Source organism: Pseudomonas sp. S34, from assembly GCF_009866745.1.
Classification (GTDB): Bacteria; Pseudomonadota; Gammaproteobacteria; order Pseudomonadales; family Pseudomonadaceae; genus Aquipseudomonas; species Aquipseudomonas jessenii.
Window position 1 is genome coordinate 3430505 of record NZ_CP019398.1, and the last position, 23672, is coordinate 3454176.

22 protein-coding genes are annotated in these 23672 nt (G+C 62.2%); 2 read left to right on the plus strand and 20 right to left on the minus strand.

Features of this window, described 5'->3' with window-relative positions; genetic code table 11:
- Positions 1-5 precede the first annotated feature (5 nt).
- Positions 6-335: a zinc ribbon domain-containing protein gene (locus tag PspS34_RS15265; RefSeq protein WP_159390077.1), complete on the plus strand. Its 330-nt coding sequence runs from the start codon at positions 6-8 to the stop codon at positions 333-335.
- A 364-nt stretch (positions 336-699) separates the two neighbouring features.
- On the opposite strand, the gene PspS34_RS15270 is transcribed toward PspS34_RS15265, so the two are convergent.
- Together PspS34_RS15270 and PspS34_RS15275 are read right to left on the minus strand one after the other, a co-directional pair.
- Positions 700-954: a hypothetical protein gene (locus PspS34_RS15270; RefSeq protein WP_159390078.1), complete on the minus strand. Its 255-nt coding sequence runs from the start codon at positions 952-954 to the stop codon at positions 700-702.
- Positions 955-1201: 247 nt separating this feature from the next.
- Complete coding sequence (locus tag PspS34_RS15275) at positions 1202-8161, minus strand: DUF5801 repeats-in-toxin domain-containing protein (protein WP_159390079.1); 6960 nt, start codon at positions 8159-8161, stop codon at positions 1202-1204.
- Positions 8162-8509: 348 nt separating this feature from the next.
- Here PspS34_RS15275 and PspS34_RS15280 point away from each other — a divergent pair, with 348 nt between their 5' ends.
- Positions 8510-8785 carry a hypothetical protein gene (locus tag PspS34_RS15280; RefSeq protein WP_159390080.1) on the plus strand — a complete coding sequence of 92 codons (276 nt, stop codon included), beginning with the start codon at positions 8510-8512 and terminating at the stop codon, positions 8783-8785.
- A gap of 242 nt (positions 8786-9027) precedes the next feature.
- Here PspS34_RS15280 and PspS34_RS15285 read toward each other — a convergent pair whose 3' ends face one another.
- The 18 genes from PspS34_RS15285 to PspS34_RS15370 form a co-directional block, all read right to left on the minus strand.
- Entirely contained in the window at positions 9028-9822 is a 795-nt protein-coding gene (locus PspS34_RS15285) for a DNA adenine methylase (RefSeq protein ID WP_159390081.1), read from the minus strand.
- A 202-nt stretch (positions 9823-10024) separates the two neighbouring features.
- Entirely contained in the window at positions 10025-11059 is a 1035-nt protein-coding gene (locus PspS34_RS15290; protein WP_159390082.1) for a contractile injection system protein, VgrG/Pvc8 family, read from the minus strand.
- Positions 11060-11111: 52 nt separating this feature from the next.
- Positions 11112-11318, minus strand: coding sequence for a tail protein X (locus PspS34_RS15295; protein ID WP_159390083.1), 207 nt, complete (start codon positions 11316-11318; stop codon positions 11112-11114).
- On the minus strand, positions 11293-12150 hold the full coding sequence (locus PspS34_RS15300) for a phage tail protein (RefSeq protein WP_159390084.1): 858 nt from the start codon (positions 12148-12150) through the stop codon (positions 11293-11295). Before PspS34_RS15300 ends, PspS34_RS15295 begins: the two co-directional genes overlap by 26 nt.
- A 9-nt stretch (positions 12151-12159) precedes the next feature.
- Positions 12160-14502 (minus strand): phage tail tape measure protein, encoded by a 2343-nt coding sequence (locus PspS34_RS15305; RefSeq protein WP_159390085.1) that lies wholly within the window; start codon positions 14500-14502, stop codon positions 12160-12162.
- A gap of 143 nt (positions 14503-14645) precedes the next feature.
- Positions 14646-14951, minus strand: coding sequence for a phage tail assembly protein (locus tag PspS34_RS15310; RefSeq protein WP_159390086.1), 306 nt, complete (start codon positions 14949-14951; stop codon positions 14646-14648).
- 11 nt (positions 14952-14962) lie between these two features.
- Positions 14963-15466, minus strand: coding sequence for a phage major tail tube protein (locus PspS34_RS15315; RefSeq protein ID WP_159390087.1), 504 nt, complete (start codon positions 15464-15466; stop codon positions 14963-14965).
- Between the two features lie 12 nt (positions 15467-15478).
- Entirely contained in the window at positions 15479-16642 is a 1164-nt protein-coding gene (locus PspS34_RS15320) for a phage tail sheath family protein (protein WP_159390088.1), read from the minus strand.
- Between the two features lie 98 nt (positions 16643-16740).
- On the minus strand, positions 16741-17313 hold the full coding sequence (locus tag PspS34_RS15325) for a hypothetical protein (protein ID WP_159390089.1): 573 nt from the start codon (positions 17311-17313) through the stop codon (positions 16741-16743).
- Positions 17313-19544 (minus strand): phage tail protein, encoded by a 2232-nt coding sequence (locus PspS34_RS28375; protein WP_159390090.1) that lies wholly within the window; start codon positions 19542-19544, stop codon positions 17313-17315. Before PspS34_RS28375 ends, PspS34_RS15325 begins: the two co-directional genes overlap by 1 nt.
- The gene (locus tag PspS34_RS15335; RefSeq protein ID WP_159390091.1) at positions 19537-20148 is read right to left on the minus strand and encodes a phage tail protein I; all 612 of its coding nucleotides are present in this window, start codon (positions 20146-20148) and stop codon (positions 19537-19539) included. The genes PspS34_RS28375 and PspS34_RS15335 overlap by 8 nt, the downstream gene beginning before the upstream one ends.
- Position 20149: 1 nt before the next feature.
- Positions 20150-21028: a baseplate J/gp47 family protein gene (locus PspS34_RS15340; protein ID WP_159390092.1), complete on the minus strand. Its 879-nt coding sequence runs from the start codon at positions 21026-21028 to the stop codon at positions 20150-20152.
- Positions 21025-21351: a GPW/gp25 family protein gene (locus PspS34_RS15345; protein WP_159390409.1), complete on the minus strand. Its 327-nt coding sequence runs from the start codon at positions 21349-21351 to the stop codon at positions 21025-21027. Before PspS34_RS15345 ends, PspS34_RS15340 begins: the two co-directional genes overlap by 4 nt.
- A gap of 13 nt (positions 21352-21364) precedes the next feature.
- The gene (locus PspS34_RS15350) at positions 21365-21586 is read right to left on the minus strand and encodes a hypothetical protein (RefSeq protein WP_159390093.1); all 222 of its coding nucleotides are present in this window, start codon (positions 21584-21586) and stop codon (positions 21365-21367) included.
- Positions 21587-21642: 56 nt separating this feature from the next.
- The gene (locus tag PspS34_RS15355) at positions 21643-22203 is read right to left on the minus strand and encodes a phage baseplate assembly protein V (protein ID WP_159390094.1); all 561 of its coding nucleotides are present in this window, start codon (positions 22201-22203) and stop codon (positions 21643-21645) included.
- Positions 22170-22733 (minus strand): hypothetical protein, encoded by a 564-nt coding sequence (locus PspS34_RS15360; RefSeq protein ID WP_159390095.1) that lies wholly within the window; start codon positions 22731-22733, stop codon positions 22170-22172. Before PspS34_RS15360 ends, PspS34_RS15355 begins: the two co-directional genes overlap by 34 nt.
- Complete coding sequence (locus PspS34_RS15365) at positions 22726-23361, minus strand: hypothetical protein (protein ID WP_159390096.1); 636 nt, start codon at positions 23359-23361, stop codon at positions 22726-22728. Before PspS34_RS15365 ends, PspS34_RS15360 begins: the two co-directional genes overlap by 8 nt.
- The gene (locus tag PspS34_RS15370) at positions 23358-23672 is read right to left on the minus strand and encodes a hypothetical protein (RefSeq protein ID WP_159390097.1); all 315 of its coding nucleotides are present in this window, start codon (positions 23670-23672) and stop codon (positions 23358-23360) included. Before PspS34_RS15370 ends, PspS34_RS15365 begins: the two co-directional genes overlap by 4 nt.

The window sequence follows — 23672 nt, forward strand, 5'->3', positions numbered from 1 at the left end:
TAAGAATGGCGCTTATAATATGCCCAGAATGTTCTACCGAAGTTAGCGATTCTGCACTGAGCTGTGCAAAGTGCGGGGTTCAATTAAGAAAGCCCAAAAGAGGCTTTTTTGGAAAGCTCATAAAGTACACTTTTGTGCTATTCAATATCCTCATGGGGTGGTGGCTTATTGCCGGCATGCGAGTCGCAACGACAGCTATAGATACAGCAGCTTCCAGTGCAGAACAAGCTGGAGCCGCTATAGGTACAGGTATTGGAGCTGTCATGATTATTGGCCTTTGGGTTTTTGGTGACATTATTCTTGGCTTATTTGTATTGCTTACTCGGCCCAAATAAATGGTTACCAAAAAAGTCGATCAGTATCGCTCACTTGGACGTTAGCGAATAACTGCTATGGGTCGTTTTCTGCCTCTCGCGACGGGCAGAAAACGGCCACAAGCGGTCATTCAAGCTTGATCGAATCAACGAATGGCTTGACGAGGATGTAGTGAAGTTCAAGCCCATTGAAACCGATGCATAGCCTCAAACGGGCCGGCCTTCAAGATGAAATCTGTGAGTTTGCGATTTTGGATACTCATTGCAGATTCCTCCCGGTTCAATCAATCCGCATCCCTAGTTACGTGCGCTGCCCAGCGCGGGGTTAATTTTGAAGCACAAGTCCTCAGCAGGCTCCCCCTGAAGCAGCACCATCTGTTCGGCCCTAGGCTCGGGATTCTGGGCTACCTTTTTGTACGGCCTCCGCCTCGGCGTTTTGCATCGCGCCTTGAATAAAGCTATACAGCCCCACGCAGGCATCGGTATACGCTTTGAGTGCCTTATCGGCCGCTTCACGGGCGGCGGGCAAGTCTTCGGGAGCGGCCACTTCGCGGGCCACCAATGCCTCATACCAAGCTGCTTCTGCTATCTGTACCGGTCGCAGGCCGGGCTTGAGGTGTTCGCTGTCGATCATCGGCATGACGGGGTTCCTTTCACAGATTGGTGAAGTGTCCGCCGATGCAGCGCACCAGGCGGGCTGCTGCTAGGGCCTCCTAGGCCCCTCCTTTGTAGAATGCACTTAGCGACCCGCTGGTCGATCCCTCCTCTATTTGCCCCATCCGCCTGCGTATCAGTTCCTTTGGCCGCATGGGTTCAGGAACGCAGTTGCCCAATGAAAACGGCCTGGCCCCGTTTGGGGGAGCCAGACCGTCTACCTGCAGCAGCATTCAGACAATGTCAGTGCTTGCCATGTTGGTCACACCGACCAACTGGATGATGTTGGTGATACCCACACCGTCACCGTCCTGTGCCAGGTAGCCGTCGCCTCCAACGACGCCGAAGTAGTAGTTGGTGGTGCCGTTCAGCGCGCCATCGGCGGCCGAGATGAATCCGGCCAGGTTGGCAACGGGTGCCAGCACTTCGCTGTAGTTGGCTCCAGAACCTGCCGTCGTGAAGTCCAGCTTGTCGACGCCGGAGACGAAGCCGGCGGAGATCACGCTAGTCGTTGCGGACAGCAGCGCGTCGATATCGGCATCCAGGGCCTTGAAGCTGAAGGTGTCCATACCCGCGCCGCCGGTGAAGGTCTTGCCACCAGCGATGGTCACGTCCAGGGTCTGGGCAGCGGTCGAATCTCCGTCAAAGTCCGTCACTGTCACGTCGAAGGTCAGGCGGGCGTCAGGCGTCGACGAGGTCACAAAGCCCATGTCGACGATCTTGACCACGTCGCCGTCCCATGTTCCTGCTTCGCCGGCCTCCACGGGATTGCTCTTGCTGCCTTCACCATCTTCGTTTCCGAATGCCAATGTGGCACCGGTGCTTGCCCCGCTGACGCCGACGTTGCCATTGAGGTTGTACCCGTTGCCGGTGACGCCCTCGGTGGAAACCAGCACCTGCAGGCCCTGGATCAGGTAGTTCTCGGCGCCGAAGTTGTAGTCATTGCGCTCGAGGATCACCGCGCCGTCGTTCTGATCCAGTGTGATCCCGTACGCCGCGGGATTCGCAATTGGATGGAAGTTGTTGGCGGTGGTGGAGGGGTTTTTCAGAATGATGTCCTGGCTGTCGACGATGATCGCCCGGGTGATCTGGCTTTGGTCGTCGGGATCTATCAGCTTCAGCACCAGCACCAGATCCTCGCTGCCGATGCCGTCGAACTTGATGAAAATCCCATTGCTCGTGGTACGGTCTGGTCCGTCGATTACCCCTTTTGGATCTTTCGCGTAGAAAGCCAGATCCATCACCTCGCCCTGCTGGATCGTATCACCGGCCACGCCGGCCGCGGTCCCGGAAACACTCACCCAGGACGTCGCCGTCGAGAACAGCTCACCAGGGCTGAAGGCGTTGTCGCCACCCGCCTTGATGTTGTTGGCCCCGGTTCCGCCCTGCTGCTCGGCGTACCCACGGAACTGCACGAAGAAGTCGTCGGCCAGATTGGCCACCGAGACCGGCGGCTGTTGGTTGATCGGCGTCATGCTGTTGATCGCGTAGCCGGTGAAACCCTTCGCAGTCGACGTCCTCAGGATGCTGAAGCTGTCGATCTCGTCGGTCAGGCTCAGCGTATAGGTGTCGGCCACCTTGTCGAACGTCAGCGTACCGGTCGCATTGGTGGTAGCGCCCTGGGTCGGGTTGTTGGACACATAGGTAAAGGCGATGTTGAACACCGCCGAGGCGTCGGTTTCCGAGAACCAGGTTACCGACCTGTTGGTAATGGCGTTCGCTCCTACCGAGACACCCGTCATGCTCAGGGACAAGTCGCTGTTCGAGGCGCTGTAGAGTGTTCCCAGTCGATCATCCGCGCCGATGTCGTAAGCGAAGGTGCCGGTGCCACCGGGGGTCGGATTGGCAGAGTTCGGGTAGACCAGGTTCGACTTGGCCGTTACCACCGGCGAGTCATCATCGACCGTGATCACCAGCTTTTCGGCTGCGGCCGTCACCGTATCGCCATCTGCGTCGGTAGCCTGCAGGATGGTGCCGAGCTGGAGGACAAGGTCGTTCTCGGTGTTGTCGCCCGCCACCCCATTGAGGCTCGGGTGGTCGAGTTGGTCGAGCTGCGTGAAAACGTAGGCGCCGGTCGCCGCGATCAGCGCAAAGGTGAACACTTCGCGGTCAGCGGCTTGGTAAATGCCGTCGCTGGCTCCGACGTCCACGTAGGCCGTCAACGTGTTGCCGGTCACGTTATATTTCACCGCCTCGCCCTTGGAGGTCAGCGTCTGCAGCAGATTGCTGGTGTCCGTGGACAGGCCATAGGTCAGCGGATTGTCGACGCCGGACTGGAAGATCGAGGCGATGCTGCCTGAGGCGAACGCGACCTCCCCGCTTACATCGTTGGTCCCGCCTGTGATCCCGCCGGGCAAGCCGTCCTCGTCCACCGTCGCTGTCACGGGCGTGCCGTTTGCCGTCGGCCCATCGTCCTGGAAGGCGACACGGGCGCCGATTCCGACCGAGGCGGCTTGGGTGTCGCCATCGCCGTCGGTGACGGTGGCGACCGCGAGCAGCGCGGCGTTGTCGATGGCGAGCGACTCATCGTGGCTGGCGCCGCCGGTGGGGTGCTTGATCGAGTGGTACTGCACGACGCTGAGTACGCCGGTGCTGGCGTTGATCGCCACGGCGAAGGCGGCTTCGCCGTTATCGGCGCCGCCGGAGATGCGGCCGACCACCAGCGCGCCTTCCTTGGTCAACAGGATGCTATTGCCTTCCGTCGTGTCCAGGCCGGAGTCGACGCCGGCACTCGCGACATTGAGCGAGTAGACGGTGCTGGCCAGACCATCCTGGCCGCCGCTGCTGGCGCTGGAGTCGATTACCGAGGCGCTGCCCAGGGCGTAGGCCGCGGTCATGTCGCTGCTGACGGTGGCAACGGCGGCGAACACGGCAAGCGGGCCGGCTACGTCGTCCGCATCACCATCAAGTCCCGCTGTTTCATCGTGCCGGACCAAGCCGGCGCCGAGCGCCGCCGAGGCCGTCGGCCCATCGTCCTGGAAGGCGACACGGGCGCCGATGCCGACCGAGGCGGCTTGGGTGTCGCCATCGCCGTCGGTGACAGTGGCGACCGCGAGCAGCGCGGCGTTGTCGATAGCGAGCGACTCATCGTGGCTGGCGCCGCCGGTGGGGTGCTTGATCGAGTGGTACTGCACGACGCTGAGTACGCCGGTGCTGGCGTTGATCGCCACGGCGAAGGCGGCTTCGCCGTTATCGGCGCCGCCGGAGATGCGGCCGACCACCAGCGCGCCTTCCTTGGTCAACAGGATGCTATTGCCTTCCGTCGTGTCCAGGCCGGAGTCGACGCCGGCACTCGCGACATTGAGCGAGTAGACGGTGCTGGCCAGACCATCCTGGCCGCCGCTGCTGGCGCTGGAGTCGATTACCGAGGCGCTGCCCAGGGCGTAGGCCGCGGTCATGTCGCTGCTGACGGTGGCAACGGCGGCGAACACGGCAAGCGGGCCGGCTACGTCGTCCGCATCACCATCAAGTCCCGCTGTTTCATCGTGCCGGACCAAGCCGGCGCCGAGCGCCGCCGAGGCCGTCGGCCCATCGTCCTGGAAGGCGACACGGGCGCCGATGCCGACCGAGGCGGCTTGGGTGTCGCCATCGCCGTCGGTGACAGTGGCGACCGCGAGCAGCGCGGCGTTGTCGATAGCGAGCGACTCATCGTGGCTGGCGCCGCCGGTGGGGTGCTTGATCGAGTGGTACTGCACGACGCTGAGTACGCCGGTGCTGGCGTTGATCGCCACGGCGAAGGCGGCTTCGCCGTTATCGGCGCCGCCGGAGATGCGGCCGACCACCAGCGCGCCTTCCTTGGTCAACAGGATGCTATTGCCTTCCGTCGTGTCCAGGCCGGAGTCGACGCCGGCACTCGCGACATTGAGCGAGTAGACGGTGCTGGCCAGACCATCCTGGCCGCCGCTGCTGGCGCTGGAGTCGATCACCGAGGCGCTGCCCAGGGCGTAGGCCGCGGTCATGTCGGTGCTGACGGTGGCAACGGCGGTGAACACGGCAAGCGGGCCGGTCACGTCGTCGGCATCAGCGTCATTGCCCGTCGTTTCATCGTGCCGGACCAGGCCGGCGCCGAGCACCGCCGAGGCCGTCGGGCCATCGTCCTGGAAGGCGACACGGGCGCCGATGCCGACCGAGGCGGCTTGGGTGTCGCCATCGCCATCGGTGACAGTGGCGACCGCGAGCAGCGCGGCGTTGTCGATAGCGAGCGACTCATCGTGGCTGGCGCCGCCGGTGGGGTGCTTGATCGAGTGGTACTGCACGACGCTGAGCACGCCGGTGCTGGCGTTGATCGCCACGGCGAAGGCGGCTTCGCCGTTATCGGCGCCGCCGGAGATGCGGCCGACCACCAGCGCGCCTTCCTTGGTCAACAGGATGTTATTGCCTTCCGTCGTGTCCAGGCCGGAGTCGACGCCGGCACTCGCGACATTGAGCGAGTAGACGGTGCTGGCCAGACCATCCTGGCCGCCGCTGCTGGCGCTGGAGTCGATCACCGAGGCGCTGCCCAGGGCGTAGGCCGCGGTCATGTCGGTGCTGACGGTGGCAACGGCGGCGAACACGGCAAGCGGGCCGGTCACGTCGTCGGCATCAGCGTCATTGCCCGTCGTTTCATCGTGCCGGACCAGGCCCGCGCCAAGCGCCGCCGAGGCTGTCGGGCCATCGTCCTGGAAGGCGACACGGGCGCCGATGCCGACCGAGGCGGCTTGGGTGTCGCCATCGCCGTCGGTGACAGTGGCGACCGCGAGCAGCGCGGCGTTGTCGATAGCGAGCGACTCATCGTGGCTGGCGCCGCCGGTGGGGTGCTTGATCGAGTGGTACTGCACGACGCTGAGTACGCCGGTGCTGGCGTTGATCGCCACGGCGAAGGCGGCTTCGCCGTTATCGGCGCCGCCGGAGATGCGGCCGACCACCAGCGCGCCTTCCTTGGTCAACAGGATGCTATTGCCTTCCGTCGTGTCCAGGCCGGAGTCGACGCCGGCACTCGCGACATTGAGCGAGTAGACGGTGCTGGCCAGACCATCCTGGCCGCCGCTGCTGGCGCTGGAGTCGATCACCGAGGCGCTGCCCAGGGCGTAGGCCGCGGTCATGTCGGTGCTGACGGTGGCAACGGCGGCGAACACGGCAAGCGGGCCGGTCACGTCGTCGGCATCAGCGTCATTGCCCGTCGTTTCATCGTGCCGGACCAGGCCCGCGCCGAGCACCGCCGAGGCCGTCGGGCCATCGTCCTGGAAGGCGACACGGGCGCCGATGCCGACCGAGGCGGCTTGGGTGTCGCCATCGCCATCGGTGACAGTGGCGACCGCGAGCAGCGCGGCGTTGTCGATAGCGAGCGACTCATCGTGGCTGGCGCCGCCGGTGGGGTGCTTGATCGAGTGGTACTGCACGATGCTGAGTACGCCGGTGCTGGCGTTGATCGCCACGGCGAAGGCGGCTTCGCCGTTATCGGCGCCGCCGGAGATGCGACCGACCACCAGCGCGCCTTCCTTGGTCAACAGGATGTTATTGCCTTCCGTCGTGTCCAGGCCGGAGTCGACGCCGGCACTCGCGACATTGAGCGAGTAGACGGTGCTGGCCAGACCATCCTGGCCGCCGCTGCTGGCGCTGGAGTCGATCACCGAGGCGCTGCCCAGGGCGTAGGCCGCGGTCATGTCGCTGCTGACGGTGGCAACGGCGGCGAACACGGCAAGCGGGCCGGTCACGTCGTCGGCATCAGCGTCATTGCCCGTCGTTTCATCGTGCCGGACCAGGCCAGCACCGAGCGCCGCCGAGGCTGTCGGGCCATCGTCCTCGAAGTTCACCGCGCTGCCGATTTCCTGGGGCACGGCGACGATATTGGGCAAACGGAAGCCGCCGATATCGAAGGGGGAGTTAAGCTGGGCATTCGCATTTCCGATGTTCTCGATCAACACGCGGTTGTGCAGTTCGCTGGTGGTGTATTCGATCGAGTATTTGGACTGGAAGCCAGCAATCGTCACGGTGCGATCGGCGCCGCCATTGCTGAGGTTGAACGTCACGGTGATATTGCCAACCGTCGTGTTGGCGGTGACTCCGTCGAGACCGGTGATGATATTGCCACTGCCATCGCGGATCGTGACGCTGGTGATGTAGGCCAGGTTGTCGTCCGCGTCCAGGAGCCCCTCGTAGTAGACACTCTTCTCCTCGAAATCAGTGGTGTAGGCGCTGATCGTGGCCGTGGACGCCTTGGGCGGTGTCTGCTGCGCAATGACAAAGGTCGCACCCGTCGCGCCGAAGAGTCCGCCAAAGTCGATGTTGTCTTCGACGATCGCCTCGCCGTGCGTCAGGCCGGGCACGGTGTAGGCCGGGTTGGGGTTGGTCACGAAGGTGAAGATCATCCCTTCGCCAGGATCGACCCCCTGGTTGTTGGTGCCGATGGTCGTGGCGCCGCCGCCCTGGCTGGTATTGACGGTGTCACCCGCATCCTTGCCATTGACGATCTTGTCCGGATCCAGGCCGGTGACGACGAGCCCCACGTCAGAGCTGCCGGCTTTGAACATCAGGAACTTGTTCTGCCCCGACGGTACTCCGGCGAAGTCGAAGGCGGCATCCTGGCTGGCGGTGGCCCAGAGGTGGTCCGTCATGTCGACCACGTCGTCGGGGTTCGAGGTGTCCGGGTTCTGGAGCGGCGCGAGCTGCGCCATCCAGACCTTGGCGCCGGTTGCCGTCTGTTCCAGATAGGCGGAGAAAACGATGGTGCCGCTCGGATCTGCCACGTCGTCCTCGGGCGCGTCGGTGGCCCCCTCAGCGCCTATGCGGCCCAGGACGATGTTGTTGTTGGTGGAGTCCGTGTACAGGAAGATTCTCCTGCCATCGAGGGTATAGAGACCGCTCCAGTCCGTACCGGCATTGGCATTGGTCGGGTCGCCGAGCGCTTTGCCCTCGGCATCGGTGAAGGCGAGATCGAGGTAGTTGCCGGTGATGGTGATCAGCTCGGTACCGGTGTTGCCAGCGGCGCCGGTATAGCCACTCAGTGCAGTCTGCATTGGAGTAACGGCGCCCAACAGCGTGAACAATCGGGACTCGAACGCCAACGGGAGGTCGTTGGTTTCGTCGGTGCCGTTGATTGCGGCAACGGCAATGTCGTTATCGGTGTTGTCGCCAGGGATGCCGGGTGTGGCCGTGGCGTTCTGCATGTTGCCTGATTCATCAATGGTGATGCTGCCGCTCAACGTGATAGCCATGACGTTCTCCAATGGAGTTCCGGTCATCGAGGCCTGACCGTTGACCTTGCATTGCTATACGCCATCACTATGAAGAACGGCCGGGGGACTGGGCATGGTCCGATACTCCCAATCGGGGTAGGAGATTCGGACTACCTGGATGCGGAAACGGGATGTGGACGCGAGGACGCGACGCCGCAAATCCCACGTGTGGATGAGGGTATGGCGCCTGTGCTCAAGGCCGCCCGGTGCGGGGAGGCAGCCTTCTTGACGGAGGTACACGAAGCCCGGCGTGCCGAAGCTCCTGTCTGTCTTGCTACTTGATATATCAGCCTTTACTCTAGCGGCTGTCGCCGGGGAGTAGCATAAATGGGCTTGATTGAAGTAAAGCAGCGTAACGTCATTCAAATTCAAAGCCTGAAGAGCAAATGGAGTGATGGAGTAACGATTCCAGAAAACCCTCCGGAGTTGCTTTGGGTGGTTTATGAAGGGGAGAAGATTGTAGGAATCTTTTCCAATTGGGAGGCGGCGAGCATCTCTGTTGGTGCGCTTTATTGGGCGCAGCAAACGAAGCAGTTTTTGCGTGAAAAGGCGCTGGAAGAGGAAAAGAAAAACCCTGGCACAAGCCCCAAGCCAGATGATTAAAAGCCTCGAAGCCACAAAGAAGTATCGCATCAAGCCTCGGCATCACGCCGGGGCTTTTTTTTGCTCCCGCATCGGGAGGACCTGAGATGCCAATCATGCCCGACAAACTAGACACATGCCTTTGAGAGAAATTGAAAGGATGGTAATTTCGCACGCTCGGGGGGTAGATGAGCAGCGAAATTGAATGACCGTTTTTGGCCGATTTCTGCCTTTGGCCAATGTCACAATTGAAAGCAGTTACTTCAAAACAGGCCTCCCAATGCTTCAGGCTCCCAGTTCATGATTACCAGTTCACCACTGACCTCGGCCTTACCCTGCCGCTGGTTGGTCGTGGTGTAACGAATATCCAGCCTCTCAAAGTGAAAGCCTTCGAACACCCGGCGAATGTCTGGGTGGTCGTTGATGCTGACCATCACCCTGCCCTTGCAGCGGCGCATGAAATCGGCCATGCGTTCGTAGTTCTCAAACGGAAAATCCACCCCATACCCTGCGGTCTGCCAATACGGCGGGTCCATGTAGTGGAAGGTGTGCTCCCGATCGTAGCGTTCGGCGCATTCCAGCCAAGGCAAGTTCTCCACGTAGGTGCCTGACAGGCGTTGCCACGCGGCTGAGAGGTTTTCCTCGATACGGAGCAGATTGATGGCCGGGCCGGTGGTCGCCGTACCGAACGTCTGCCCGGATACCTTACCGGCGAAAGCATGATGCTGCAGGTAGAAGAATCGGGCGGCGCGTTGGATGTCGGTGAGGGTTTCGACGCGGGTCATCTTCTGCCACTCAAACACCTGTCGTGAGCTGAGCGCCCATTTGAATTGGCGCACGAACTCTTCGAGGTGATTCTGCACGACGCGATAGAGCGTCACCAAATCGCCATTAATGTCGTTAAGCACTTCGACGGGTGCCGCCTGGGGCCGCATGAAGTACAGCGCGGCGCCGCCGGCAAAGACTTCGACGTAGCATTCGTGGGGTGGAAACAGCGGGATAAGACGATCGGCCAGGCGGCGTTTGCCGCCCATCCAAGGGATGATGGGTGAAGACATAGATAGCAAGACCTTTACTGTATAAATAAACAGGTGCTAGGCTCGCTCTGCTTTGTGCACAGAGCAGGAGCCTTGGCGGGACTTGCAGGGACAATCTGCGGGGACGGTGGCCAGGCTGAATGTTGACGCATCCAGACTGGCCGCTCCTTTTAATTCGGGGTTAAACCCTCTTTGACCCGGGGCGACTCACACGCCCGGGCAATCAATCGGCCACGTCGAGCACGACTTTCTGCGGCTTACCGGAGGCCTTGGCCTTGCCCTCCTTGCCACCATTGCACTCAACCGAAACCGTCCACCCCGATGGAGTGAAGGTGTGATCCACCGACTCCACCAGGTATTCACCATCGAGTCCGCGCTTGAAGCCTTGCGCCTGGATCATGATTTCGGCAAACAGGTCGGTCCGGCCCGGCAGGTCGAGGCGCACCGAGGCGGTGGAGCGGTTGAACGCCGCCAGGCGCGCCTTGGCGGCCTCATCAGCTGCCGAGCGGTCCGGGTAGATATGGCGATCGGTGTGCACCGGCGGCAGGCCCTCGGGCACGTTGGGATTGTCCAGGTGCGAGACCAACAATTCCCCGCTGGCCGGGTCCTGGTACTGGGTGCTGACACCCTGATGAGTACTGCGGTCGCTCAAGCGAAATTGCCAGCGGGTCACGTTACTGCGCTGCAGGGTGATGATCGCCAAGGTCTTGCCACTGGCGCTCTGCCCGCCCTGTCGCGGCAGGACCAGCAGCTTGCCGTCGGCCACCTTGGCCGTGCAGTCGTGTTTTTTGGCCACCCGGGTGATGAAGTTGTAGTCGGACTCGTTGAGCTGGTCCATGCGCGGTACCCGGGTGTCGACCGGGCACGACGGCTGCCAGCCATTGCGCGCGGCGACATCGCCTACAATCTGCGCCAGGCTGACGTTCTCCCAACTGCCGCTGCGCGTGGTCTTGCCGCTGCCACGCATGTCGCTGGCTTTGCCGCTGATCACCAGCGTGTCCGGCGGGCCGGAGACGGCCACCTCGTCCACGGTGTAGCGGCCCATGCGCGTCAGGTCGGCGCCGGCATAACCAAGGTAGACCTCGATGCTCGCGCCACGTACGGGCAGCGACACCGCGCCGTCACGGTCATCAATGCGCAGCTCAAACGAATCGGAGGCCATCCCGGGCCGATCGGAGAGCTGCAGCGACACCAGCCGATCATTGATCAAGGTGGTGATGTCGGCGCCATCGGCGACGATGCGGAAAAGTGGTTGCATGACGGTACCTCAGACAAGAAAAAGCCCGCACGCGGCGGGCTGGGTAACGGGATTAATCCCACAGTGAAATCACGCTATCAGTCTCCACCACCAGGTCCGGCAGCGTGATCAGCAGGCCGGCCCGGAACGGCTGCGGCTCATCGGCCAGGCCCTGATTGGCGGCCAGCACCGCCTCGACGCTGCGGTTCAGATGGCCGTAATAGTGGTGGCACAGGGTGTCGAGCAGATCCCCGTCAGCCGTTCTGCAGGTCATCGCCATAACGGACAAACTCCAATGAAAAGCCCTGCTTGCGCGGGATCGCCCCAGGCAGCAACGCGCTTTGTTCCTCGTCGATATTGGTCAGGCACCAGTTGCCCAGCACCTCGCCATAACCGGTAGTCAGGTTCAGTGGCAGCAACTTGGCACCGATGCTGCGTAGCCTATCCAGCTGCTTCAGCCCGCCTTTGAAGCTCGGGTAGATCGCGCCCTTGATGGTGATTTTTTCCTCCCCCAAGCCCACCGCCTGCTGCGCTGGCCGCCGCGTCAGGCGTTCCTGCGCGGCCCAGCGAAACGCCGTCTGTCGGCGCAGTTCATCGAAGGCTGCCGTGTCCAGGTTGAAGTAGTACGGCCGCTCATTGGCTTTCAGCGGGTAGAGGATCAGCAGGTGCGGAAACGGCTTCACCGCGTCGGGAATCGGTGACATGTCGCCGGCAAACCATTCCGTGGGAAAGATGTTGCCCAACGCGGCATTGGCCTTGCCGGCCACCTTGTTGAACGCCGCGCCAAACCGGCCGATCTGTTCGGTCAGCGCGGAAAAGTGCTCATCGAACTGGGCCAGCGCGCGTTGGGTCTGGTTGTAGAAGCTGGCCACCTTGCCAATCTTGGCCTGCGCCGAGTTGATCGCATCCTGCAGACGCCGGGTCTTGTCGCTCAGGTCCTCGCTGATAAAGGGCAGACCTTCCAGCGCATCGGCCGCCCCACTGATCTCATTGAGCGCGCCATTCATGGGCCCGGTCATCGACTCCAGGTCAGTGCGCCCGGCCTCCCCCGCGTCGACCATATACTTCAGCCCACCCTGCAGTTGCTGCAGGTAGGTTTTTTCATCCGCCATATCACTTCCTCAGCCCACGTGGGGCGCATCAAACAACTGCCGGGCGCGCGCCTCGCGGGCGAAGTCGTCAAACTGACGGCGAAGGTGTGGCATCAGCTCCTGGGCTAGCTGCGCCGGGTCTTTCACATCGCCTTGCACGGTAATGATCGGCGCCGGGGCGAAGGTGAATTGCTGATCGACCTTTGGCCATTCGGGCGTCTTTGCTGTTGCGGTCGACATCAATGCCGCTGCCGTGACCGGCGCGGTGGGGGCGCTGTCCATCGAACGCACGACATCACCCAAACCTTGGCGTGCAGCCACGGGCAAGATGCCGAGCGGTGCTTTGGGTACGATTGGTGTGTCCGGCCCGCCAAACAACGCCTTGCCCATGGTCGCGCCCACGTCGCCGCCGCCCCACGCCCCGAGCCAGGCACCGATCATTCCGCCCACTGCGGTACCGAGCAACGGGATGACCGAACCGATGGCGGCACCAGCTGCTGCACCGGCCAATCCACCGGCAAGCCCACCCGCTGCCTCGCCGTAGCCTTCGGCCTTTTCATCGCGAGTGGTCGCATTCTGGTAAGTGTTCAACATCTGAACGCCGGCACCGACCACCGCCAGCGCCCCGCCCACTTTCATGCCACGGGACGGCCGACTTGCAGGGCCTTTTCTCTTTCGACCTGAATCGTAATCCAGCCCGTTGTCATCGCCGTCCTCCGCGTTAGTCACGAACACCCGCTGCACGATATTGGACCGGTCGCCGGCCGAACCGCGCGCGATGTTCAGCAGCCCCCGACCGATCTTCAGCGCGGCCCAGGCCTTGCCCGTCAGCAATGCTCCGGCACTCAACGCCGCCAGGCCCAGCACCACCTTGGGCGTCTCCTCGGACAAGGCGGTCAAGCCACGCGCTGCCGCACCGATACCGGTGGCCAGCGCATCCGTCGCCGGCCGCAGGGCATCACCGATCGCACGCAGCGAATCGTTAAACGCCTGACCGGTTTCGGCCCAACGTTGCGACGAGCTCTCGCGACGTTCGCTCAGGTTTTTGTCGAGAATGTCCTTGCGCGGGCCGTCGGGGTCCGAGGCGCCTTTTTTCAGCTCCGCGTAGAATTTTTTGTTCTGGGTGTACGCCATCAGCGCCGTCTTGACCTGCATGTCGGCAAACAGATCGCCGGTACGCAGTGTCGCGGCCAGGGCATCGGCCATCGCTTGCGCCTTGGCCGGGTCCGTCTCTTGGCTGATCTTGATCAGGCCCCGATCCAGCTGTTTGGCCTTTTTCGGGTCGGTCTTTTCCACGTACCGGCGGGCCAGTTCAAAACTGGCTTCAAAGGTCGACAGCCCCTTGGCGATGGCGGCGTTCATCGAGCCCTGATAGTCGATCCCGGCATCGGCATAACCTTTGACGGTTTCCCCTGAACCGATTTTCGCGATCCAGTTTTTCAGGTTGTTCGCCGCCTCATCGGCACTGCCGGCGCTCTTGATCTGCACCTGCAGCATGGCGCCCAGCTGGGTCACCGCGTCCTGACCGGTGATGCCGCTGCTGGCCATCTGCGCCAACAGTTCCGGAAACCACTTGGCCATGTCGGCCGCCTCGAAGCTGCCTTGCTGGCCCAGCAGGGCCACCGACGCCAAGGCCTGTTCCATTTTTTTGGGGGCGGTGATCTTGGCGTTGTTCTGCATCGCCAGAATCATCTTCGCCGTGTCGGTGCCCGACGCGCCCTGCCCGACCGCAAACTTGGCGGCCACCGGAGCGTACTTCAGCGCGTCAGTCAGATCCATGCCGCCACCAACCAACTGGTTCACCAGGTCAGCCACCTGGGTGTTGGCCATGCCAGTGTCTTTTGAGGTCTGGATGATGTCGCGGGCGGTGTCCACTTCCTGTTGGGTGTTGGCGGTACCGGACTTGATCGCGATGTCGCGAATGATCGCCTGAAAATCCGCGCTGACCTTGGTCGGCACTGCTGCCAGTGTGGTACCGGCCACCGCCGTACCGAAACCGCTGCGCAAGCTCTCCCGTCCCTCTTCGACCTGCCCCATGCCTTTGGCTTTGAACTCGGCACTGCGCACCACCTTGCCCAGCGCCAGGTACTCCTGACGCAGGCGCCCGACTTCGACACCCTGTTTGCGCAGGCTGCTGGTGTTGGTTTCCAGTTTGCGCAACAAGGAGTCGGCATTGGCCGCCCCGCTGTCGTGGGCTTTTTTCCATTCATCGCGTAGACGCATGGTCTCGCCGATGGCTTTCTGCAAACCTTTGGCACGGGTGGTTTGCGCCTCAAGCTTTTTCATTTCGCCGCTGACATTCTTGAAGGCGGCGCCCAGGGAGGAATCGACGGCGCCGCCAATCACCAACCCGAGCGAGAGTTTGTTCGCCATGCAGGGTACCTGTGTGCAGAGGGGGATGGGCTCAGTCCGTGAGCCACCAGACCATCTCGGAAAACGACAGCCCCTGAATCTCAGCCGCCGAAAAATTCAGCTCGACGGCCAAGCGTTTGGCCAGGGCCTTTTGCAGCTGGGGGTTAAACCCCGTCGTCTGCTCCCAGACGAAAATAGGCGGTCTGCAGACGACGGTAATCACGCATCAGCAGCCCCTCCAGATCGCTGCGGCCGATGCTCGCCAGGCTGCAGAACAAGACCATCTCCTGCTCTTCTTCGTTGCTCCCGCCCTGCAGGGTGGCGGCGCGCATCTCGCGCACCGTCGGTTCGCGCAGGGTCAGTTTGTCGACCTGAATGCCGTTGGCCTGACTCGGCCGAGACAGGGCCACGGTGGCAATGCCATCACCCAGTTGCAGCCACTTGGGCAGGATGTCTTTTGCGTTGCTCATGGTGTGGCTCCTTACATGCCCAGGGCAGACCGCACAGCGGCCAATTGGTCGACGCCGTCAATGACGCGGATCGAGTTGAGGGGATCGATTTCAAACATCACACTGCCGTCGATTTCCAGCTTGTAATAGGTCACCGCGACGGCGTACTTGAACTCGCCTTTTTCACCCGGTTTCCAGTCCCCCGGATCGACTTCCTTGAGGCTGCCACGCAGGGTGGCGACCACCGACTTGACCGAACCTTTCTGGCCTTTGAAGGCGCCCCGGAACGAGGCGTTGAACCCGGTCAAGTCGGACTGACCGAAGAACTTCAGCACCTCGCGGCGCACACCATTGGTGAGGAAGCTGGCTTCCAGTTTCTCCATACCCATGTCGAGTTCGACCGCTGCGTCCATGCCGCCCGCGCGGTATTCGTCAGTCTTGAGGGTCAACTTGGGCAGGGTCAGGCTCGGCACGTCGCCTTGCAGGCTGATGCCGTCCACGAACAGGTTGGTGTTGTAGAGCACTTCCGGAATCATAAAACGGTCTCCTTAGGCAGCGGTGTCCAGCACTTCAGTGATCCACTGATCGGTCACCTCCACGCGGAAGTTCGGGTTTTCAGCCGGCGGCACGTCGGTGAACCGAATGTTCCAGTACACCTTGCCGTCGCTGAGTTCGCTGGAAGTGTTCAGCTCTTCGTCGGCATACACCTCGAAGTTGATAATCGCGCCCTGATTTTTCAGGTCGCGCATGAACGCCTGTAGGCCTTCGGTCACGTCCTTGACGTAGGTCGCGGTGATCGAGCGGTCGACTGCCCACTTGTGCGCGTAGAGGATGGCGTCCATGACGATGTCCAGCGTGCGCACGCGGGTGACGAACTTCCATTTCGGGTCGCTGGACAGCGTGCGGTTGCCCCACAGGCGATAACCGTCGTCACGAATGATGGTGGTGATATTGGCGTTGTTCAGCAGATTGGCCCGGCACGAGGCATCGCCGTCGAGAAACTCGATTGGCCGCGTGGTGCCGGTGATGCCGACAAACTCCTTGTTCGACGGCGAGGCCCAGAAACCGTAGGTGGCATCGGTCCAGGCAAACAGGCCAGCAGTCCAAGCCGAAGCCGGTGCATTGACGGTGGCACTGGTTCCGGTATCCCAGAACTGCACGCCCGGGTCGACCATGTAGGCGTGTTTGCTGCCGAAGTTTTCGGCATAGGCCATCGCGGCTTCGTCGGTGGTGTTCGGCCCGTCGATGATGGCCATAGCCCGCATCTTGTCACCCAGCGCGACCAGCTCGGTGGCGACCGCCAGCGTCGCCGAGTACCCCGGAGTCACCAACAACCGTGGCTGGGCGTTGAACTTGCTTTTACCGTTGAGCAACGCCTGCATGCCGGTACGGCTGCCGTCGGCCCAAACCCCGCCGATGATCGCGGACAGCTGCTCGGCCGGGTCTTCCAGCAGCGGCACGCCGACGGCGACAATCACCGCCTTGGACCGTTTGAAAATGGCTTTGCAGTCCTGGGTGATCGCCGCGTCCGGGCCCCAGGCCGCCACCGCTTCGCTTTCGCGGGTGATCAGCAGCAATTCGTTGGCCGCTGCGGTTGCCGGCGGCCCGACGGTGAAGGTGTTGCACAGGCCGATGATCGACGCGGACGGGGTGGCGATATGCCGGGCGCCGGTGTCCACCAGGGTCACGGTGACGCCGTGAAAAAAACTCATAGAGTGATGCTCCAGTAACGAAAAAGCCCCGCATAAGCGAGGCTGTGAATGACGTGACGCGTAACGGAAAAGAAAACGCCCCGGCAATGCGGGGCGTTTTAGGAGGTACTTGGCGCTACAGGGCGCTCCTCCTTGGTAGGAAATAAGGCGTTGGCTGGCCAGGCCCGCAGCTCGTTGCGGTAGGTGCGCCAGGCGGATTCCGTGCTGATCGCGCCCAGGTAAGCATCCTGATGCTTGTCGATCTCTCGGCCCGCCAACCGCAGTTCGCTTTCGATCCACGTCTGCTCTTGCTGGCTGTGAAGCTGCAGGTCCAGGGCAGCATCCAGCACCCAATCGAGACCAGCCCAGAGATGGGCCGCACTCGGTCGCGGCAAGGTCGTCAGCTCGGGGGGCAACTCGCCCGGCATCGTGTGTTTTACCTCGGCGCCATCGGCTGTCTGAAACACCGGGCCACGGTAATCGGGCACCACCACCCAGACCTCATCCCTCCAGACGACCACCTCGCCGTCACCGGCTTCGGGCGGTTCCTCTAACGTGGCGCCCGCCGGCAGACCGCAACCGGTGCTGACATAGGCTGCATGGTGGCCGAGGTACTCCGCCGTGGTTTCACTGTACGTGTAGACGTCGATCCACCCGCTCTCATCAAAAAAACCATCCACTAATATAGGCATCAATACATCCTGCAAATGTAGTTAAAGGACAAGTTACGCGGCCGTGTTTCGATCCCGCCCGTTGAGGATGTGTCTGTGCTCCCCACCGTTGGCGCGGGAACGCCTCCACCATCCAGAACGTTGTTGCCGCTGCCCACCGATGCCACGTGAGCGTGCGCTGCAAACATATGGTCTTGCCAGGTAAGCAGGGCTCGTCCCGGATCAGCCCCCCGATTGTTATCGCTGCCTCGAACGAACTCTCCGCGCAGATCTGGCAGGATGCCGCCGGGATACAGATTGGCCAATACTGGGTACCACTCGACGTTGAACGGCTGCCCCGCCATCAGGACGCATTTTTCGGGCGGCGTAGCGGTTGGCCATGGAAACGGCACGCCGACAGGGACGGCAAATATGGAAGCAGGATCAAAGTTGGTCTGGGTCCAGAGCGCCCCGAAATCCTGCGCATCAACCTGTATTTTTATTTGGCCCGAGGCGTTGTGATAACCAATGTAGATTTTATTGGCGTCCTGACCCGCCCCCCCGCTTTGCTGCACGGGAGTGAAGCCCAACGCAGGTTGGTACGCAGCAGGGTCAAAGTTACTAGTGTCCCAGCCCGTTACCCACGCACTGAATACGTATCCCTCTGGGGTCTGAACACCGCCACGAGTAATAGTTGTACCGGTGTTATAGCCGATGATTTGTTGCCAGAGGGTGTCTTGACTGACCGCAACCAGCATGGGGGAGAATTGACACCCTTCTGGAACGTTCGGGCCGGGGTTCACCCGGTAAATACCCACGGTGGTGACTGTGTTTAGATCGGTGCCGTCGGGAAGGACAATCCCCCCGTGACCGATGCCATAAGCACCCGTGAGCAGTACACGGCCTGGCGTGTCATCTTGGGGGTAGATTTGTTTAACTAGATCGCTTGAGTCCCAGGTGCTTTCCCATTCGCTCCAAACACCGGCAGTCAAGGCCCGGCGGTTTAGGGTGTGGTCGGCATTCCCATAAATCTCCTGGAAGGCGTATTGACCTGGTGTAATCGCCGAGACGCGAACCCAACCCTCATAGATCCCGCCACCTGGCCCTCCTATGCCATTGCTGATGAAATAGAGGGCCGTCTCCGCGTTCAAGCCACCGATGTCAACATCACTGACCGCATAGGCGGGCCCGCCCCAGCCGAACGCTCCGACCTTCATCAGCACATCAGGCGTTTCATCGTGCAGATGGACCTGCACAGCAGCGGTTGCGGCGGTGCCCAGCCCGAGGTTATTCCGAGCCTCGACCACATCCGCAACATCGCCCAGGTTTTCGCTGACCGCCATCGCATCGGTGATGCCGTAGCCGTCCAAGGTGGTCGGGTTGGTGCCAGCGATCACACGCCCAAGGGCATCGACGGTGACACTGCGAAAGGTGCCGACACCGCCCCCACTGCCGCCCGCGATCATTTCAAACTGCAAACCGGTGGTGCCGAGGGTGATCGGCGCGTCGGTGACCAACTGCCAGAGGCTGTCGCCGTTGGTCGTGCCCTGCTCGACGTGGATAAACAACCCCGGTGTCACTTCCAGGCTGTTGTCGGCATCAGCGGCCCGCGTCCAGCCTTCGGCGCTGACGACATAGACACCGTTGTTCTGGGTCTCTGCCTGGGCGGTCACCAGCACGCGATCACCGGCGGCCACGGCCACGTCATCGATGGTCTGCACATTGCTCAGGGTGATGGGAACCGTGGCCGCCACCCGCGCTGACTGTTTGTGATCCAGCTTGGCCAGCGCCTCACTGATAGCCAGGTCGACATATTCACGCGTGGCCAGCACCACCGCCGGGTCAATCTTCAGCACGATGTTCGCCGAGCTGCTGACGATGAAGTTCATCCGCACCACTTGGGTTTTGCCACTGCCCTGGTCCAGCAATGGTTTATAGCTCGGTGCGCAGTTGGCCACCGCCACCAGATCACCGTCGACATCGTACAGACCGATCTCGCGAATCCACTCACCGCCGACTTCGGGCGGAATAATTTGTTCGGTGATGACGGTGTTGGGGTTGGCCGGATCAACGCGGATCTGGTTAATCGGCGCCCGGCGCCATTCGTTGATCAACTGGGTTTGCAGACGGTCGGGAATCGGGTCGGTGCCGTTGGCATCCCCCAAGCCCATCTCGGTAAACATCCAGTCCAGGCCCATGGCGATGGCATTGGCGTGTTTGGCTTCGCCGACCGCCGTGAGAATGGCAAAAAACTGACTGGTTTTATCAATCATAGGGATAAACGTCCAAAGTATCGGTTTCATCGACGCAGAGCGCCGGGCCAAAAGTGCCGGTCACGTCGATGTCTTTCGGGGCCGGCGGGTACACGTCGATCTCTTCACCTTCTTGCACGCACACGGCAATGCCCAGCACCCCCTCGGTCTGCAGGCTGAGCGCCAGGTTGGTCATGTGCCGGCTGACCGGACGGGCGTCGTCGATCAACCACGCCAGTTCCTCGTACAGTTCCTCGGTGATGCCGGCGTCATTCAACCCCACCTCCAGGGCGAACGTACCGGGCACGCCTTCCGGCACGGTGTCAAACCACTCGACCACGTCAATCAGGTAGCCCAAAGGCTCGACCACCCGCCGCAGCGCACCGATGGTGCCTTTGCGTGCATGCACGTCGTACGCCGAACGGATCGCCGTGCGCTTGGCCTCCTGGGTCCAGTTATTGTTCCAGCGGTCCACCGACCAGGCCGAGGCCAGGTACGGCAACAAGTGTTCGGGGCAGGTGTCGGCGTTGTACAAACTGCGCAGCGGAATCAGCGTGTTTTCATAGTTGGCCGCTTCCACGGCCAGCTCCAGCGGCGTGCTGTTGAGCGGTAATTGGCTGCTCATGTCAGGCCCCCAGCGTCACGCTGTAGCCCGTGCAGTACGCCGCCTCGGCCTTGCTCGGTCTGACGTCCGTCCAGTCGAGCAGCTCAACCCGGGCGATGCCGGGAACGTGCAATTGCGCATCGATCCCCGAGCGCGCCACTTCGAGACCCAGGCGGCGGCGCGGGTTGATCCACTCGCTCAGGCGTTTCTGGCTTTCGGCCAGGTAGGCTTCGTTTTCCGGCCCCGGTGCCTGCGGGTACAGCACCGCTTCAATGTGGTAATCGATGACCACGGCGCTCTGCACCGTGAGCCGATCGGCCACCGGCCGCACGTCCTCGTCATTGAGGTGCAGGCGGACCTGTTCCAGCAACTCCGGCGAGGCGGCGCCGCTACCTTCCAGGCTGAGTACGGTGACCACCACCACGGCCGGTGACGGGCTTTCCGCCGTGGCATCAGCCACCAAGCCCGAGGCGTTACGCGCATGCAGAATGTAGCTGTTGCGCGGCCCCGCCGTGGTCAGGCCCTCATAAGACATCTGCACCCGCTCGCGCAGGGCATCGTCCTCTTCGAGCACCTGCGGCGTCGGCGGCACCGTGCTCGGGTCTCCCGCCTGAATCACCAGGCGCTGCAGGTTGACGTTGGCGGCCAAGTGATCGAGGTCGGCCCGCTCGGCATGGGCCAACAGCAAGGCCTTGCCCGCGTCGTTGACCCGCGCCCGGTTCTGCAAGGCGCCGTACGCGGCCTGCTCGATCAGCTTGAGCACCGGGTCACTTTCCAGCTCCGCGCTCCAGTTGTCGCCCATGCTCAGGCGGAAGGCTTCCAGTTTCTCCTGGTAAACCTCCTCAAAGTCGAGGTCCTCCAGCACTTGCGGCGGCGGCAGGGCCGCCAGTTCCATGGTCATGCGGACACCTCCAAAGTCACGTCGCTGCCCAGGTACTGCCCGGTCAGCTCGAACGTGATACGCCCGTCGAGGATGGCCACGGCGCGCACCCGGCCCAGTTTCAGCCGTGGCTCCCAACGGCCCAACGTGCTGGCCACCTCGGCCTGCACGGCACTCTTCCAGCCGTCATTGACCGGCAGGTCGACAAAGCGCCGCAGCTTGCTGCCGTATTCTGGGCGCATGCGCCGGCTGCCCAAGGGCGTCGACAAGATGTCTTCGATGGACTGGCGCAGGTGATCGAGGCCGGAAATGAGCTGGCCGGTGTGGCGATCCAGTCCGATCATCCCGATCATGGGATCAGCCCTCGACCGCGACAAAATCCTTGCGGGCATGCAAATACTCGAGCGCGACCGTGTCATCCGAGGCCACCGCGACCTGGCCTTTTGCGACTTTCAAGGTGCGCTCGGCGTCCAGCAGGACCAGCACCCGCGAGGTGTACAACGTGTCGCGAAAGACGCTCTGCGTGGCCGACGCGGGCGCCTCGCTGGCGGCTGCTACTTCCTTGGTTTTGCTTGTCATGGATTACTCCAGGTATAAAAAAACCCGCACGCGGCGGGCTGAAGGTGAATGTTCACTCAATGCGAGTGGTTGCTGCTGTTGCCTCCGGCATCCATGATCGTGCCGGCGCCGCTGATGTCGCCGGACACGCTCAACGCACCGTCGATGCTCACCTCACCCGCCAGGGTGATCTGGCTGGCCGTCACCCGGATTTGCTCCGGCGTCACGTCAAGCTGCGAGCCACCGACCGTGATGGTCGCGCGGCTGCCGGCGGGCAACGCGATGCTGTAGCTGCCGGCTTGCCAGTCGTAGACCAGCGAGCCGCCATCGTCGAAGTACCAGGCCTCGACGTGATCGCGGTTGTCCGGCGGAGCCCCGGCGTTGCCATACAGCCCCGGGAGAAACGTACCCATGGCCGGATCACCGCTGGGGCTGAACAGCGCGCCCTGTTCATTCAGGCTCGGCGCCCGCCAGTGACGGGCTTTGCCGGCCGCCTGGCTGTGCCAGCGCACCCAGGCGCTGACCCAGTTGCCGGCCTTGACCCGCACCCGCCCGGCGCTCAGATCGAGACCGACCACCACACAGGGCATCAGCATCGCTGCAATCATCCGGTCGTGTTCGGCGCTTGCGTATCCCATGCCAGATCCTCCGGCTGAAAGTAGTGATCTTCATTGCCGGTACCGGTGCAGCCATCGACGTTCAGGTACAGCGTGCCCGGAGGCTCGACAGGCCACAGCCACTCAACCTCGCCGAGGTAGATTTGCTGGGTCCACTCCACCGTCCACACGGTGTAGCCATCCAGTTCCGGTTTGGTCCAGTCCTGACGCGACGCAACAAACTGCGCCTGTTCGACGTTATCCAGCCCCCAGGTTTGTGCCCGCAACAGAACGGCAAGTTGTGCGGCCAACTGGGCGCCAAGTTGCTGATGACGGGCCAACTCGGGCGCGACAATGACCCGCGCTTCAAAGCGCTGGATCAACACGGTTTCACCGGTGCCGATGTCGGACCCGGGCTCAAACTCAACCGGCTCGAGAAATACCGCCGGCAACGCTATCCGGTCCTGAATGTCCGGACAGGTCGCCACAAACCGCACCGTGGGCAGTGCCTGGCGGATGTGGTCCTCGATGGCGGCGTACAACGCATCCAGCGAAAAGGCAGGATCAGACACGAGCGCTCCCCTTCAGGTATTTGTGCAGTTCAAAGTTCATCTCTTGTTTGAACACGACCAGTAGACGCTCGTCGGCCTTGTTGGCCCAGGTGTAAAACGGACCTTCAACGTCTTCGAGCGAGACCTTGGCCTTGGCCAGTGGAAAGCGATTGTCGTTTTCCGCGATCCAGCCCGAACTTGTGCCTCCACCGGCGGACGCGCTGCTGCCGGGATAGTCATCCGGGTTGAAATGTTTGCTGGAGGTGCGGATCCAGATGTCCGCCTTGTTGCCATACACGCGCTTGTAAAAGGCGCCCTGGTAGCGCCGCCCCGCCACCGAGACACCGGCCTTGCCCTGCCGGGGATTACCAATCCGGCTGGCCTCCATCGGGTTGGTGCCGAACCAGAGTTTGCCCAACTGCCCCTGGCCTTTGATGGGATAGCTGCGCAAGCGCTGGCGCACCGCGCGGACGGCAATCCGCTCCTGCTTGCTGACATCGCGCGCCATGTGTGTGGCCAGCCAGCCCAACGTCTTGTTGATTGCCCGCCGTTGCGCCGCGGCAGCGGCCTTGGGCACCACCTTGGCCAGCTGTTTAAAAGCCTGCATATCGTCTGCGGAAAACTGCAGAGAAACCGGTACGGCACTCATGCTTTTAACCTCAATGACAAGGCCACCAGACCATCACCCGCCGGTTCCAGGTGAATCAGGGTGTACTCGCCACCACCGTCCAGGACGGGCAACTCGATCTGTACTGTCTGCGTTTTTTCAACGCCCGCGGCGTCGGCCACCCGAATGTGAAAGCACGGCTCGCGCAAGCCGGTGTTCAAGCGTCCGATTTTGGGCTGCAACCAAGGCGCCGAGAACATGCCCAGCACGCGCCGACCTTCAATGAAGCCAACATCGGCCAGGGTGTCGAACACCACGCTGTCGATCTCCACGACCAGGTCTCGAAAGGCCAT